At 69.2% G+C, this 15,598-nt stretch carries 11 protein-coding genes and 1 pseudogene; 8 read left to right on the top strand and 4 right to left on the bottom strand.

Translation table 11 applies throughout. The annotated features are described in order from the left end of the window. Nucleotides 1–72 precede the first annotated feature (72 nt). The 5 genes from Sp245p_RS25110 (at nucleotide 73) to Sp245p_RS25090 (ending at nucleotide 10,810) form a co-directional block, all read left to right on the top strand. Entirely contained in the window at nucleotides 73–948 is an 876-nt protein-coding gene (locus tag Sp245p_RS25110; protein WP_014199567.1) for an isochorismatase family protein, read from the top strand. Continuing rightward, nucleotides 945–1,697 carry a 2,3-dihydro-2,3-dihydroxybenzoate dehydrogenase gene (gene dhbA, locus Sp245p_RS25105; RefSeq protein ID WP_014199568.1) on the top strand — a complete coding sequence of 251 codons (753 nt, stop codon included), beginning with the start codon at nucleotides 945–947 and terminating at the stop codon, nucleotides 1,695–1,697. The genes Sp245p_RS25110 and dhbA overlap by 4 nt, the downstream gene beginning before the upstream one ends. Before the next feature lie 25 nt (nucleotides 1,698–1,722). Beyond that, nucleotides 1,723–1,929, top strand: a complete 207-nt coding sequence (locus Sp245p_RS25100) for an MbtH family protein (RefSeq protein WP_014199569.1) — start codon at nucleotides 1,723–1,725, stop codon at nucleotides 1,927–1,929. A gap of 32 nt (nucleotides 1,930–1,961) precedes the next feature. After that, on the top strand, nucleotides 1,962–9,152 hold the full coding sequence (locus tag Sp245p_RS25095; RefSeq protein ID WP_109138997.1) for an amino acid adenylation domain-containing protein: 7,191 nt from the start codon (nucleotides 1,962–1,964) through the stop codon (nucleotides 9,150–9,152). 95 nt (nucleotides 9,153–9,247) lie between these two features. Further along, entirely contained in the window at nucleotides 9,248–10,810 is a 1,563-nt protein-coding gene (locus Sp245p_RS25090; protein WP_158310462.1) for an alpha/beta hydrolase-fold protein, read from the top strand. A gap of 459 nt (nucleotides 10,811–11,269) precedes the next feature. Here Sp245p_RS25090 and Sp245p_RS35500 read toward each other — a convergent pair whose 3' ends face one another. Then, nucleotides 11,270–11,554, bottom strand: coding sequence for a hypothetical protein (locus Sp245p_RS35500; protein ID WP_420867253.1), 285 nt, complete (start codon nucleotides 11,552–11,554; stop codon nucleotides 11,270–11,272). A 71-nt stretch (nucleotides 11,555–11,625) separates the two neighbouring features. Between Sp245p_RS35500 and Sp245p_RS25080 the strand changes: the two genes are divergently transcribed. After that, nucleotides 11,626–12,018: a hypothetical protein gene (locus Sp245p_RS25080; protein ID WP_129557229.1), complete on the top strand. Its 393-nt coding sequence runs from the start codon at nucleotides 11,626–11,628 to the stop codon at nucleotides 12,016–12,018. A 30-nt stretch (nucleotides 12,019–12,048) separates the two neighbouring features. Here the strand turns inward: Sp245p_RS25080 and Sp245p_RS25075 are convergent, their stop codons facing one another. Together Sp245p_RS25075 and Sp245p_RS25070 are read right to left on the bottom strand one after the other, a co-directional pair. Next, nucleotides 12,049–12,759 carry a hypothetical protein gene (locus Sp245p_RS25075; protein ID WP_129557228.1) on the bottom strand — a complete coding sequence of 237 codons (711 nt, stop codon included), beginning with the start codon at nucleotides 12,757–12,759 and terminating at the stop codon, nucleotides 12,049–12,051. 22 nt (nucleotides 12,760–12,781) lie between these two features. Then, nucleotides 12,782–13,414 carry a ParA family protein gene (locus tag Sp245p_RS25070; protein WP_041813932.1) on the bottom strand — a complete coding sequence of 211 codons (633 nt, stop codon included), beginning with the start codon at nucleotides 13,412–13,414 and terminating at the stop codon, nucleotides 12,782–12,784. A 589-nt stretch (nucleotides 13,415–14,003) separates the two neighbouring features. On the opposite strand from Sp245p_RS25070, the gene Sp245p_RS35125 reads away from it, so the two are divergent. After that, nucleotides 14,004–14,225 (top strand): hypothetical protein, encoded by a 222-nt coding sequence (locus Sp245p_RS35125; RefSeq protein ID WP_014199579.1) that lies wholly within the window; start codon nucleotides 14,004–14,006, stop codon nucleotides 14,223–14,225. Between the two features lie 67 nt (nucleotides 14,226–14,292). Here Sp245p_RS35125 and Sp245p_RS36665 read toward each other — a convergent pair. Continuing rightward, nucleotides 14,293–14,364: pseudogene (locus Sp245p_RS36665) on the bottom strand (DUF4113 domain-containing protein); the annotation flags it as partial. Nucleotides 14,365–14,790: 426 nt separating this feature from the next. Here Sp245p_RS36665 and Sp245p_RS25060 point away from each other — a divergent pair. Further along, a protein-coding gene (locus Sp245p_RS25060; RefSeq protein ID WP_088123918.1) for an IS5 family transposase occupies nucleotides 14,791–15,596 on the top strand; the annotation gives its coding sequence in 2 pieces (ribosomal slippage) (nucleotides 14,791–15,118 and nucleotides 15,118–15,596; 807 coding nt in all). Nucleotides 15,597–15,598 lie beyond the last annotated feature (2 nt).

The raw sequence follows: 15,598 nt of genomic DNA, 5'->3' as shown, positions 1-15,598 counted from the left end.
ACCCGGCCCTTCGGGCCACCCTCTCCCCGGAGGGGAGAGGGATCGAAACGCCTTCACGGACCTCATCCCATCATGACCATCCGATCCATCGCCCCCTATGCCCTGCCCACCGCGGCGGAGCTGCCGCAGGACAAGGTGTCCTGGAACATCGACCCCGCCCGCGCGGTCCTGCTGATCCACGACATGCAGGACTATTTCGTCGGCTTCTACGGCGCGGCGAACCCGGCCATCGTCAGCTGCATCGACCGGATCGTCCGGCTGAAGCGCCATCTGAAGGCGCTGGGCGTGCCGGTCGTCTACACGGCCCAGCCGCCGGTGCAGTCCGACGCCGACCGTGGCCTGCTGAACGACCTGTGGGGGCCGGGCCTGACGGCCAAGCCGGATCTGGCGGGCATCGTCGCCCCGCTGGCCCCGGACGCCGACGACCGGGTGCTGACCAAATGGCGCTACAGCGCCTTCTTCCGCGCCCCGCTGGCCGAGATGATGGCGGAGGCGGGGCGCGACCAGCTCCTGATCTGCGGAATCTACGCGCACATCGGCGTGATGCAGACGGCGCTGGACGCCTTCATGCGCGGCATCAAGCCCTTCCTGATCGCCGACGCCATCGCCGACTTCTCGCGCGAGGATCACATGATGGCGCTGCGCTACGTCGCGCGCAACGCCGGGCGGACGATCCATTCCGACAGCCTGCTGGCCGCCCCGGCGGCGGTGCTGAGCAAGGACGGGCTGCGGCGCATCCTGCTCGCCTCCCTGGACGAGGTGCCGGGGGACGACGACAACCTGATGGATTTCGGTCTGGACTCCATCGCGGTGATGCAGGTGGTGGACCGCTGGAAGGCCGCAGGCGTCGAGGTCGGCTTCGCCGAGCTGGCCGCGCAGCCGAGCATCAACGGCTGGTGGGCGCTGATCGAGCCCCGGCTGGCCGCTTCCGGGCGCGTCGCGGCATGACGGACTTTGCGGGCCGGACCGCCTGGGTGACCGGCGCCGGGCAAGGCATCGGGCGGGCCGTGGCCGACCTCTTCCACGCCCGCGGCGCCATCGTCGTCGCCTTCGACCGCCACTGGCACGACAGCGGGGAGCGGCCCTACCGCGCCGTGACGCTGGACATCGCCGACGCCGACGCGGTCGCCGAAACCTGCCGGGCGCTGTTCGCGGAAGGCACGCGGATCGACGCGCTGGCCAACGTCGCCGGCATCCTGCGCATGGGACCGGTGGAGGCGACGACCGACGCCGACTGGAGCGACAGCTTCGCCGTCAATGTAGCCGGTCCCTTCCACATGATGCGGGCGGTCATCCCGGCCTTCAAAAGCGGCGGGAGCGGCGCCATCGTCAGCGTGTCGTCCAACGCCGCTCACGTGCCACGGATCGGCATGGCCGCCTATGGCGCGTCGAAGGCCGCGCTGACCAGCCTGACCATGACGGTGGGGCTGGAACTGGCGCCTTACGGCGTGCGCTGCAACGTCGTTTCCCCCGGCTCCACCGACACGCCGATGCAGCGCGCGCTGTGGAGCGGGCCGGATGGCGCGGCGCAGACCATCCAAGGCAATCCCGGCCAGCACAAGCTCGGCATCCCGCTGGGCAAGCTCGCCACGCCACGCGACGTGGCGGAGACGGTCGTTTTCCTCGCCTCCCCCGCCGCTGGCCACATCACGCTGGCCGACCTGCTGGTGGACGGCGGGGCGACGCTGGGGCGCTAGTCTTTTCATTTCAGGGACGCACCCGATGACCAACGACCAGTATGTGAACCCCTTCGACGACGAGCGTCACGACTTCCTGGCGCTGGCGAACGATGCCGGCCAGTTCAGCCTGTGGCCGTGCTTCGCCGCGGTGCCGGAAGGCTGGGCCGCGGTCTTCGGCCCCGCCGGACGCGCCGCCTGCCTCGACCACATCGAGGCCGCCTGGACCGACCTCACCCCCGCCGCCGCCTGACGGTTTTTCAAAGCATTCATGAGGACAGGGCCATGCGCATCATCCCCCTGCTGGGCACGCAACTGGGCATCTGGCTGGCGGATCAGGTCGCGGCCCGGAAGAACGCCTATGTCATCGCCCACGCCATCGAGTTGAACGGCGTCATCGACGCTGCGCGCCTGTCCCAAGCCATCCGCGACGGGCTGGCGGAGGCCGATACGGTGACTGCGCGTTTCGCCGAGCGGGACGGACGCGTTGTCCAGATTCCGGGCAGCGATGCGGTGGCCGAGCCGGAGCGTATGGACCTGACCGCGGCCTCCGACCCGGAGACTGCGGCGCACGCCGTCATGGCCGACGATCTGGCCGGCGACCTGCCCGCCGACGGCGAGCGCCCACTGTGCCGCCAGATCCTGTTCGACGTCACCGGGGCGGATGGCGCGCCGCGCTGGATCTGGTACCAGCGCTACCACCACATCATGCTGGACGGCTACAGCTTCAACGCGCTGACCCGGCGCATCGCGGATTTGTACGGTGCATCCGTGCAAGGGCGGGCGCCGGCCCCCTGCCCCTTCGTCGCCGTCGCCGCGGTGGCGGAGGAGGAAGCGGCCTATCTCGCCTCCGACGCGCTGGTCCGCGACCGCGCCTATTGGAGCGGGCTGTGCCGGGATTTTCCGGCGCCGCTGACCCTCTCCGTCCAGGGCGCCAAGCCGACCGAGCAGCAGGCGACGTCGGAGGTGGTGGCCCACACCGCCGCCCTGCCCGATCCTCTGGCCCGCGCGCTCGCCGGGCTGGCGGAGCGTTGCGGCGTGTCGGTCGCCGATCTGGCGATGGCCGGCATCGTCGTCTATCTGCACCGGCTGTCCGGCGATCCCCGCCCGGTGGTGGGCGTGCCCTTCATGCGGCGCATGGGCTCCGCCGCCGTCCATTCCGTGGCTCCGGTGGTCAACGTGCTGCCGGTGCGCATCGACCTGACCGCGGCCGGCACGCTGGCCGAGGCTGCCGGTCGGGTGCGGGCCGCGCTGCGGGAGGCGCGCCGGCACCAGCGCTACGACGCGGAGCGCATCCCCCGCGACCTCGGGCAGGTCGGGTCGGGAAAGGCGCTCTACGGCCCGGTGGTCAATTACCGCCTGTTCGATTACGACCTCGACTTCGCGGGTGTGGAGGCGATCACCCACCATCTGGCGACGGGTCCGGTGGACGACTTCGAGTTCGGCCTGATGACCCGCGGCGGCGGCATTGCGCTGGAGCTGCGCGCCGACCGCACCCGCTACGACGCCGCTGAACTGGCCCGCCACGCCCGGCGCCTGGTCCGGCTGCTCGATGCGGCGGCGGCCGGCGCTCCGCTGGACAGCTTGCCGGTGATGGACGCCGACGAGGAAGCGGCCATCGCCGCCTGGTCCAGCGGTCCCGTCTTCACCGCGCCGGAGCGCCCGGCGACCCTGGTGGAGGTTCTGGACCGCCAGTCCGCCGAGACGCCGGAGGCCACGGCGCTGGTGTTCGGCGACACCCGTATCACCTTCGCGGAGCTGTCGGGCGCGGTGTCGCGGCTGGCGCGTCTGTTGATCGCGCGCGGCGTCGGTCCCGGCGACGTGGTGGCGGTGGCGGTTCCGCGCTCCGCCGACGCGGTGGTCGCCATGCTGGCCGTGCTGGCGAGCGGCGCCACCCATCTGCCGCTGGACCTCGACTATCCCAGCGAACGGCTGGCGATGATGTGCGAGGACGCCGGGCCGCACTGCGCGCTGACCTGGACCGCGGTGGCCGGGCGGCTGCCCGCCGGGCTGGAGGCGCTGTGCCTGGACGACACCGACCTGTTGGCCGCCTGCGCCGCCCTGCCCGGCGGACCCGTCGCGGCGGCGGAGCGCAGGGCGCCCCTGACGTCGGCCCACGTCGCGACCATCATATTCACCTCCGGCTCCACCGGGCGCCCGAAGGGGGTGATGAACACCCACGGCGCGCTTCTGAACCTGCTGCTGTCCCACACGGCGACGGTCTACGGACCGGCGCTGGAGGCCGTCCACCGGCGCTATGGCGCGCGGGTCTTGAGGGCCGCGCACACTCACTCCTTCGCCTTCGATTCCTCCTGGCTGCAAATCTTCTGGATGCTGCTGGGGCAGGAGCTTCACGTTTTCGACGAGGAGATGCGGCGCGACGCCCACGCGCTGGTGCAGGAGGTGCGGAGCCGGCGCATCGACGCCATGGACCTCCCTCCCTCCTTCTGCGCGCAGATGCTGGCCTGCGGCCTGATGGAGCCGGGCCATCACCAGCCGACGCAGATCCTGATCGGCGGCGAGGCGGCTTCCCCCGCCCTGTGGGCGGATCTCCGCGGCCATGCCGATCTGATGGCGGTGAACCTTTACGGCCCGACCGAGAACACGGTCGACACGCTGCGCGCGCCCGTCACGGTGGCGGAGCGGCCGGTGGTCGGGCGCCCGGTCGGCAATGTGCGGGTCCATGTGCTGGACACCCGGCTGCGCCCGGTGCCGGTCGGCGCCGTGGGCGAACTCTACATCGGCGGCGCTGGTCTGGCGGCGGGCTATGTGGGCCGTCCGGGACTGACCGCACAGCGCTTCGTCGCCGATCCCTTCAGCACGGGCTCCTTGGGGTCCGGCGGGCGTCTCTACCGCACCGGCGATCTGGTGCGCTGGACCGGCGACGGGCAGATCGACTTCATCGGACGCGCCGACCATCAGATCAAGGTCCGCGGCTACCGCATCGAGATCCCGGAGGTGGAGGCCGCCCTGCACCGCCTGCCCGGTGTATCCGGAGCGCTGGTGGTGGCGGAGGCGGTGAACGGCAGCCACCGGTTGATCGCCTACTGCACCCTGGCCGACGGAGCGGGCCGGACGTCCCGTGACCTGCTGCATGAATTGCGCGAGCGGCTGCCCGACTACATGGTGCCCTCGGCGCTGGTGGTGATGGACGCCTTCCCGCTGACCGTCAACGGCAAGGTGGACCGGGCGCGCCTGCCCGCCCCGGCGGTGGAGAGCGGCGGCGCGGCTCCCGTCACTCCGGCGGAGGTGCTGCTCTGCCGGGCCATGGCGAAGGTGCTGAAGCTTGGGACGGTCGGCGCCGACGCCGATTTCTTCGCGCTCGGCGGCGACAGCATCAGCGCCATCGCGCTGGGCTGCGCGCTGCGCGCCCACGGGTTCGAGCTGCGCCCCCGCGACGTCTTCGCCGGGCGCGACCCGCGGCGCATGGCGCTCGCCCTGAAGGCGCTGGTTCCCGAACGCCGGACGGCCACGGCGACGCCCGCCGTCGATTTGGCGGCGCTGGCGGCCCGTCATGGCCCGGTCGCCGCGGCGGTGCCATTGCTGCCCTTGCAGAAGGGCATGCTGTTCCAGAGCCAGCTCGGCGGAAAGGCCAGCGCCTACAACGCCTTCACCGCGCTCGACCTCGACGGGCCGCTGGACGCGGAGCGGCTGGGACGAGCCTTCGACGCGGTGCTGCGCCGCCACCCGCAGCTTGCCGGACTGTTCGACCATGACGCCAATGGCGAGCCGCTGCTGGTCGTCCCCGCCCTGCCGGACGGCGGTGCCGGGCTGTGGCCCTTTGAACGGCACGATCTGTCGGACGGTGCGCCGGAGGCCCGTGCCGCGGAACTGGCCCGCATCGAGGCTGCTGCGGCGGAGCGCGCGAACCCGACCGACCGCTTCCTGGGTCTGGTGAAGGCCATCCTCGTCCGCACCGCGCCCGACCGTCATCGGTTGCTGATCGCCGTGCATCATCTGGTGGTCGACGGCTGGTCCACGCCGCTGCTGCTGCGCGACCTGCTGACCGCCTACGGGCAGGGACCCGACGCGCTGACGGCCCCGGCCATCGGCTATCCGGCGGTGGTCCACGGCCTGCTGGTCCGCAACCTTTCCGCGAGTCGGGACGCCTGGGGCGCGGCGCTGGCCGGGGCCACCCCGACCGTCCTGTTCGATCCGGCCCGGTCCGGCGGCGACACGCCGATGGAGGAGTCGGAACTAACCCTGCCGGCGGAGCTGACCGACGCCCTCCTCTCCCGGCTGCGGGCGGAAGGGCTGACCCTGAACGCGCTGATGCAGGCGGTGTGGGGATTGGTTCTCGGCAATCTGGCGGGGCGCGACGACGTGCTGTTCGGCACGCCGGTCTCCGGACGCTCCGCCGCCGTTCCCGGCCTGGAGGAGCAGGTGGGCCTGTTCCTGAACACTGTGCCGGTGCGGGTGGCGCTGGACCCGGCGCGACCGCTGTGGGAGCAGCTTCCCGCCATCCAGGAGCGCCACATCGCCCTGATGGAGCATGACGGGCTGGGCCTGTCGGAGCTTCAGGCGATGGCCGGTGGCGCGGCTCTGTTCGACACGTTGCTGGTCGTGGAGAACTACCCGAACAGCGGTTGCGAGTCCCTCGACCTCGGCGGCGTCCGCGTCGCCGGCGTCCACAACCGCGGCTACAGCCACTACCCGCTGGCCCTTCTGGTCCTGCCGGGCCGGGAACTGACCCTGCTGGTGGAGAACCGCGGCGCGGTCCCCGACGCGAGGGCGCTGGCGGAGCGGGTCCGCGGCTTGCTGGCCACGCTGGTCCGCCATCCCGGCACGCTCGTGGCCGCCCTGCCGACCCTGACGGAGGGGGAGCGGCGGCACCTCGCCGTGGTGAACGCCACCACGCGGGCCGTGCCCCGGACCACGCTGCGCGACCTCCTCGTCGCGCAGGCGGTGCGCACGCCGGACGCCCTCGCCCTGGTCGACGAGCGGGAGAGCCTGACCTTCCGCGCGGTGCGGCGGCGGGTGACCGCCCTGGCCGGGCGGCTGCGCGCCCTGGGCGTGCGCCCCGGCGACGTGGTGGCGGTGGGCGTGCCGCGCTCGGCGTCCCTCAGCCTGTCGATCCTGGCGGTCATCGAGGCGGGAGCGGCCTATCTGCCGCTCGACCTCGGCTATCCCGTTGAGAGGCTGGCCTTCATGCTGTCCGACGCCAGCCCGCGGGTGCTGATGACCGACGCGGCCTCGCAGCCGCTGTTCGGTGACGCGGTGCCGGTGCTGTCCATCGATGAGAACGGCGGGGCGGGGGATGAAACGCCTGCTCTTGCGGACGCGCTGACGCCGGAACACCCGGCCTACGTCATCTACACCAGCGGCACCACCGGACGGCCCAAGGGCGTGGCGGTGTCGCACGGCGCCATCGTCAACCGCATCCTGTGGATGCAGAACGAGTATCCCCTGGGGCCGGACGACGCGATCCTGCAAAAGACGCCCTGCGGCTTCGACGTGTCGGTGTGGGAATTCTTCTGGTCCTTCCTGGTCGGGGCCCGGCTGGTCATGGCGCCGCCCGAGGCCCACCGCGACCCGGCGACCCTGGTCCAGCTGGTCGAGGATCACCGCATCACCACGATCCACTTCGTGCCGTCGATGCTCGCCCTCTTCACCGCCAGCGTGATCGAAAGCCATGGGCCCGAAGCCGCGGTCTGCACCAGCCTGACCCGCGTCTTCTGCAGCGGCGAGGCGCTGGGGCGGGGCCTGTCGCGGGCCTTCGCCGACCGCTTCGGCGCGGAGTTGCACAACCTTTACGGGCCGACCGAGGCGGCGGTGGACGTCACCTGCTGCCCGGCCTCGGGCGCCTGGATCGAGGGGGACGGCGGCGTTCCCATCGGCCGGCCGGTGTGGAACACGCAGCTCCGCATCCTCGACCACGCCCTGCGCCCGGTCCCGCCGGGCGCGGTGGGGGAGCTGTATCTGTGCGGCGACCAGCTCGCCATCGGCTATCTCGGACGGCCCGGCCTGACCGCGTCGCGCTTCGTCGCCGATCCCTTCGATCCGGGTCGACGCATGTACCGCACGGGCGACCTCGCCCGCTGGCTGCCGGATGGCGCGGTCGAGTATCTGGGGCGCACCGACCATCAGGTGAAGATCCGCGGCCAGCGCATCGAGCTGGGCGAGATCGAAAGCGCGCTGGCCGCCCTGCCCGGCGTGGCCCAGGCGGTGGTGACCGCTGCGGAGCTGGGCGGTGGCGCATCCGAACCCGGCATGGACCGGCGGCAACTCGTCGCCTATCTCGTCCCGGCGGTGGACCATGCGCTGGACGAGGCGGCCCTCCGCGCCGCCTTGCGGGACACGCTGCCGCCGCACATGCTGCCCGCCGCCTATGTGACGCTGGCCGCCCTGCCCCTGTCGCCGAACGGCAAGCTGGACCGCAAGGCCCTGCCCCTGCCCGTGGTGGGCGCCCAGGCGACCGCCCCGGGGGCCGCCGCGGGCCGTCCACCGGCGCCGGGGCTGGAAAGCCGTCTGGCCGCCATTTTCACCGAACTGCTGGACCTGGAGCGGATCGGCGCGGACGACGATTTCTTCGCCATCGGCGGCCATTCGCTGCTGGCGATGCGGCTGGCGGCGCGCATCCGCCGCGACCTGGGCCAGCCGGTGGCGGTCAGCCAGATCATGGTCGCCCCCACCGTCGCCCGTCTGGCCACCCTGTTGGCCGAAACGGGCGAGCGGGACGAGCCGGAGAATCTCGGTTTCGCGCCGGTGATCCGCCTGCGCGACGGGTCGGGGCCGCCGTTGATCTGCCTCTATCCCGGGTCCGGCCTGTCCTGGCAGTACAGCGTGCTGTCCCGTTACGTGAGCGGCGACCGGCCCATCGTCGGCCTGCAATCGCCCCGCCCCAACGGCCCGCTGGCGCTCAGTGCCGACCTCGACGAGCTGTGCGACCGCCAACTCGCCATCCTGCGCGAGGTGCAGCCGCAAGGGCCCTACCATCTCCTGGGTTATTCGCTGGGCGGCACGGTCGCCTACGGCTTGGCGGTGCGGCTGCGGCGGATGGGGGAGCGGGTGGAATTCCTCGGCCTGCTCGACACCTATCCTGCGGAGGCCCACGACTGGAGCGGGCTTGGCCGCACCGACGCCGATCAGGCGGCCGAGCGGGAGCAGGAACAGTTCCTCAACGACGCCCTGGCCGACGTGATGGACGAGGATCTGCGGCGGGAAAAGGTGGAGATGTTCGGCCACATCTTCGGCAACTACAAGGATGCCGTCCGGGTTCTCTCGAAGGCCCGCACCCCCTTATACGACGGCGAACTGACGCTGTTCGTGGCGGAGAAGTCGATCCCGCCGGAGATCGACCCCGAGGGAAGCTGGACCGGCCGCGTGGGGCGCCTGTCCGTCCACCGCCTGTCCCACTGCTCGCACGAGGACATCATCGCCCCGGCGTCCCTGCGGATCGTCGGCCCGCTGCTCGACCGGGTGATCGCGACGGCGATGGCTGACGCGGAACCGGTCCGTGCCGCGGTGGGTGGATGACGGTGCGGCCCTTCCCTCCCCTCTTCCCCTTGGGGCGTGGGGCGAACGGCGGAAAGGAAGGGCGATTGAGGCGCCTGATGCTCATAGGAATGGTGATGACGGCTCTGAACGCCTGCGCCGGCATGCCGGACGGTGCCCCCCTGCTCCTCGACGTTCCCGTGTCCGGCACGGAGCGCAATGCCGTCCATCCCTTTGACCTTGGCGACGGCGATTATGTGGAAGGCGTGCTCGATTCCGGAACGGACGCGGCGGAGCTGCGGCTGATCGACCGGGACGGACGCCCTGTCCGGCTGCTGCTGAACGGCACGGCGGGACGGGAGGTCTTCCGTTTCGTCGCCGGACCCGGCATGGCGGCGTTGCGGGTCACGCTGCGCGGGGCCGGTGGCTATCGGCTGGCGCTGACCCGCCGCATCGCCGTGGCCGATCAGCACCCCGTCCTTCAGGGGCATCTGAGCCCGACCATCGCCGCCTTGGCGGAAACGGTGAAAAACGGTGGCGGAACCGAGGCCTTCTGGCAGGACATCGCCCGCCGCGGCACGCCCTTGGTCGAGCCGTTGATGGGCGCGCCGGGAACGGACCGGGTCGTGATGACCTTCCTGGCGCGGGGCGCCCGCCGCAATGTGCGCCTGCTCGGCGGTCCGACCTCCAACCATGAAAATCTCGAACGGCTGGGCCGGAGCGACGTCTGGTACAAGAGCTTCGTCGTCCCCTCCTCCACCCGCCTGTCCTACCAGATCGCACCGGACGTGCCTGACTTCCCCGGAACCTGCCGCGAATGCCGGATGGCGATCCTGGCGCAGCTTCAGGCCGATCCGCTGAACCGTCATCCCTGGCCGGCGGACGCACCCGACCCCTACAATCAGGTTTCCCTGGTGGAACTGTCTGGCGCTCCGCTCCAGCCCGGACTGGAAGGCGTTTGGGCCGAACCGGCGGGACGGCTCATCACCGAACGGTTCGCCAGCCGCACCCTCGGGAACACGCGTGACGTCGCGGTCTACGCGCCGCCCGGCGTCGATCCGAAGGGGAAGGACACCGTGCTGCTGCTGCTGTTCGACGGGCCGGACTATCTCGACCGGCACGCACCGGTTCCGATGATGCTCGACCGGTTGACCGGCGATGGCCGTCTGCCGCCGACCGTCGCCGTCTTCATCGCCAACCCCACGGCCGAAGCGCGGGAACGCGAACTGCCGGCCAATCCCGCTTTCGCCGCGATGCTCGCCGATGAGCTTCTCCCCTGGTTGAGAGAGCGGATGGGCATCCATTCCCACCCCGACCGCACGGTTCTGGCCGGGTCCAGCTATGGTGGACTGGCGGCGGTGTCCGCGGCGCTGGCCCATCCGGAGCGGTTCGGAAACGCGCTCTCCATGTCCGGCTCCTTCTGGTGGCATCCGGCCGACGCGTTGGCGGACCGTCCGGAGCATATGGCCGGTCTGGTGGCATTGCGCGATCGCCGTCCGGTGCGCTTTTTCCTCAGCGCCGGCTTGTTTGAAACCGGAAGCGACGGTGAGATCGGCATCCTTGAAAGCTCCCGCCATCTGCGGGACGTGCTGGAGGCCAAAGGCTACAAGGTCGCCTACCGCGACTATGCCGCCGGTCACGATCGGTTTGCATGGCGCGGCGCCCTTGGCGACGGTTTGTTGGCATTGTTCGGGCGCTGAAGCAACGGTTCCGGCGCGGCCGATTTTGCGCGGCCCATACATTGCCTGAGCGGCGCTTGGGTCCCGGGCGCCTTCATGACGCTCTCGAAATGCTCCCTGGATGCCCATTGGCGTGGTTCACGACTCTCCGGCCGTCGAGGCGGTTGTGGATGGAGAGCGATAGGGGCGGCGTCATCGTTCCGGAGGACTCGCTGCCGATCAACACCACCGAGAACCGCTTCGGGATCGTCGGGCCAAGCTCGCTCCCTCGATCATGAGCAACAACACCAGCAATGTCGGGGCAGCGGCGGACGATGCCGTGCCAAGGAGCACTCCACCGTGATCAGCGCGGCGCTTGTCCAAACCGGCTAAAGCGAACTTGCGTTCGCTTTAGACTCATATCGCCTCATTCGCCGGCGGGCTCCGGTCGCATGTGCGATCGGGACCGCCGGCGCGGTCCAAAGCGGATTGCAATCCGCTTTAGGGCGAGCGCGACGGGCAGGCGCCGTGGGCGCTCGGCGTGGAGGATACCATCGGCACCCAGGTCGGAGGAGCGGCAAAGCACGCCGTCGTCGGCACCTGGATGCTCCAGCACACACGGGTGTTGTCGGTCACGAAGTCCCCGAAGCTCTGTCCACGATGACAATGCTCGGCTCCCAGCAGCAGGTTGCCGCTGCCTACCTGACCGAGTTGCGCGGCACTTCGCGTGATGGCCAGCCGGCAACCGAGCCGGCTGGAAGCATGTGCGCCGGCGGCGTCATGCACCAAGCGGTCGACACTCCACTTGCCAAGACGGAGAACTCTGCGGAGCGCATGCCTGACGGATCATGGGCGGCATGCCGACCAGCCTCCACCTGCGCTCGTTCCGGCGGGTGCAGGCCAACCACCGGCCACCCGACGCTGGGGTGACTGCCCGTGAGATGGAAGAGTGGGGTAGGCGACGGGGCATCGCCCGGACTCGTGACCTGGAGTTTCCAGCCGGTACGGCGGTGGAATGGCTGTTCGACCGCTCGGCCGGGGAGGGGAGGGCGCCGGAGGAGTGGCCACGGCATTCCGGCGGCGCCCGGCTGGTCGGCCATGCCGGCGGGATCGGCCCCGGCAATGTGGTCGAGGTGTTGAAGCCAATCGCCGCCACAGGGCCTGACCGGCTCGACATGGAAAGCGGGGGCCGCACCGATGACTGGCTGGACCTGGATAAGGTCGAGGCGGTGTGTCGGACGGTGTTTTGATAGTGCCGGCGGGAAGGGGAGGGCCGCAGCCTACTCGGCTGCCGCCTCCCCAAGCTCGGCGCGGAGGCGGGCTTCCTCATCCGCCAGAGCCTTCATCACCATGGCGTGGCGTGATTCTTCCCTCTTTCGCTCCGTTTGGAGACGCCGAAGCCGGGCACGGATGGCTGATTTCGTTGCCAGAACGCTCTGGATATTGCGGGGACGGATTGACGCTCGGAAGGCTTTAACGTCGGCCGTCCTTACCTCCCGGTGAACCAATCCCGCGCTCTCCGCCTGCTTGATTTCATCCGGCTTCAGAGATGACAAAAGGTAAGCAGCTTCGGCCTCCCTCGGCATCGCTTCCGATGGGATGAGGCGATCACGCACCGCCTGGGCCATGACCATGAGGCGGTTGGCCATCTGATAGCTGTTGATGCGAAGAGCGCCGGCCGAAATGCGCTCCTCGATCAGCGTCATGAACTGCCCATGGGGGGTTTGCTCTTTCCACTCCAGAAGGAGGTCGCCAACAAGGACGGCCCGCTCCCGGCTTTCTTCCATGAGGCGGTTGATGGCTTGCTCAAAATTCTCGTCGTCTAGAATTTTGACCGGCTCAGAAGCGCGGGGAGGCGTGATGTCACCGTGCAGCACCTGCTGACTCGGAACGCTCGCCACCAGCGGCGCGACTTGCTGCTTGATCGCCTCGACGTTGATCGGCGGCAGGCCGCGCTTGGCCGTGCTCTTGGGTTTCGGCTTCGCTTCCACAGGGTGATCCTTCCCTTGAGCCTTAGGCCCCATGGTTGCTCTCCACAAGCGCCATAACCTCCGCCGCGATGGCAGAGATGTCATCCAGGACAGAAGCATCCGCCAGCGGATCACCGGTATAGCTGGCCTGCTGATACGCTGTGCGGAGCGGAACGTCGGCATTCAGCACCGGCACGCCGAGAGCCTGGAGCTGGGCCCGGCTGTGCGCCGTGACTTGGGCGCGCCGATTGACCTGAACCAGAGTTGCCGCATAAGGGATTGCGCGACGGACCATCTTGCGTGCGGTTTCAATATGCTGCTGCGTACGCGCCGCTTCGGCCACGTCCTTGGCATCCGGTCGAACCGGGATGACCACCGCTCCTGCAACACTCACCGCGTAGACCAGAGCCTTGGCAAGCGCGCCGGCAACATCGATGATCACGACATCAGCACGTTCATCAGCAGCAGCAGCAGCGTCCACGACATCGTCTTCGGCAATTGCGGTGCAAGGCACCGGGCAGCCTGCGGTCGCGAGCCACGTGGTCAGATTGCGGTTGGGGTCCGTGTCCAGACATTCAACGTTGAGGCCAGAGCGAGCCCAATAGCGGGCAAGGCTCATGGCAAGCGTCGTCTTGCCTGGACCACCCTTGGTGGTCGCTATGGCGATGATGGGCATTTCCGATCCACCGGATTGCTGTGGTCGGCAGAAGGTGCGCGATAGGGGAGGGTGGCGTCAAGGAGCGATGGGTGAGGGGGTAGGCGACCGGTCGCATTACCCCTCACTTTGCGACGCCGATAGGCTCATGCCGACGTATCGCAGCCGATCCGTTCTGGTTTTCGGGAAAGGGTTCGCTTTGGTCGCGCATCAATCCAGAGGAGCATGAAACCACCGCTGGCCTTGGATGTTGGCGAAGGGAAGGCTGCCTCAGGTCCTGTCGGTTCACCAGAGCGACCTGGGGCATGCATGGCTCTCAACCGTCACAGATTCATCTGAAAGAGGCGAAACGTCATGGTCGATCAAAAGACAGCCCCCATTCGGACCGCCACGCAAGCCCGGCAGGGCAGTACCAAACACGTCGGTCGGTATGTTCTTGGGATAAGTCTACCGCTTGCGATTATCGCGATGATCGCCGTTTACATGCTCGTGTTCTGAGCAGAGCGGATAATCACTTCCCATATTCATACTACATTAGAGGATGCTTGTGAGCATTCAATGCCGTTGCCTCCTCATCCGTGAAGGAGAGGCATCCATCTGGAGCGAGAAAATGTTCCGCTTGCCACCGAGCCGGGGCGATGGCGTGCAGTTTGAGGAAAATGGAACGCCATTCACCTTCCAGGTCACGGAGATACTGCACACGCTATCTCTGGACGGCGTGGATTTTGCGCTGATCCTCACGGAGGTGCCTGGGTCACGCGGCAAGCCGTTCAGGGTGCTGTTCGAAGATCAAGCCCGGACCACCGGCACGTCGCCCAGCTCTGTCGTGTAGGAGGGTAACCGGCTGTCCTGGCGCATCCGCCACGCCCGGCCATGGTGGCCGCGGGCACCAGCGTGTCCCTGCCCATCCTGCTGTTGATCGCGTCCATCGCCGCCATGAGCCGGGCACCACGGGTCCGATCGGCGGCGATCCGCGCGAAGGTTTCGTCGGTCGCCGGTCACAGTTCGACCGTTGCGGCGTTGCTGTAGGCCGGACCCGACCGGAAGGGCGACGTGTGCATGAAGACCACGGTCGCTTAGGCGGCCAGCCCCTCGGCGTGCAGCTTCTCCCCGGCTCCAGTCTCATAGGCCGCCCCGGCTTCCCGCATCGGCTCCCACTCGGTGACCAACTGGCCGAAGCTGCGCGTGACCGCCGTCGTCTTGCGCGGGGGCAGCGAAACCGGGGAGCGCCTCTCCGATGGGGAAGTGCGGCACCTCCGCTTGGCGCCGCACTCCGTCTGCCCGATGTGGTACTACACCCTGTCGCAACGAACCGATTGGGATGACGAATGACCAGGCAGTTCCCTGCCTTGCCTTAGAGTGCGTAACAAAACCGGCGTGGAGCGGTTGGGAGGGGTATGGCAGCCCCTCTTGTTTGCGACGCCCTATGGGCGATCATCGAGCCTCTGATCCCGCCGGAGCCGCCCAAGCCGAAAGGCGGCAGGCCACGCCTGGACGACCGCGCGGCGCTGACCGGCATCCTGTTTGTGCTGCGCACAGGCATTCCTTGGGAACTGCTGCCGGTGGAGATGGGGTGCGGCTCGGGCATGACCTGCTGGCGGCGGCTGCACGAGTGGCATCAGGCCGGCGTCTGGGAGCGGTTGCACCGTGTGCTGCTCGACCGGCTTGGCTACGCCAACGCCATCAACTGGGATCGCGCGGCAGTGGACAGCGCCAGCGTCCCGGCAAAAAGGGGGGCGAGGAGACCGGCCCGAACCCGACGGATCGCGGCAAGCCGGGCTCCAAGCGCCACATCCTTGTCGATGCCAACGGCATCCCCCTCGCCCTGAGGATCTCGCCGGCCAACCGGCACGACAGCAAACTCTTGGAGGCGCTGGTCGATGCCGTGCCGGCGATCCGCCAATGTGCGGGCCGGCCACGGCGCCGCCCGGCCAAGCTACACGCCGACAAGGGCTACGACTTCGCCCACTGTCGGCAGGCGCTGCGCCGGCGGGCGATCATCCCGCGCATCGCCCGGCGTGGCATCGAGAGCAGTGAGCGCCTCGGCCGACACCGATGGGTGGTCGAGCGTACGCTCGCCTGGTTCGCTCGCTTCCGTCGCCTCGCCCTACGCTACGAACGGCGCGCCGACATCTTCACAGCCTTCCACAACATCGCCGCCAGCCTCATCTGCTGGCGCTTCGTCCAGAGATGGTTCTGTTAGGC

Source organism: Azospirillum baldaniorum, from assembly GCF_003119195.2.
In the GTDB taxonomy this organism is placed as follows: domain Bacteria; phylum Pseudomonadota; class Alphaproteobacteria; order Azospirillales; family Azospirillaceae; genus Azospirillum; species Azospirillum baldaniorum.
Note: the sequence above shows the minus strand (reverse complement) of the source record. Positions and strands in the feature narration are given on the sequence as shown.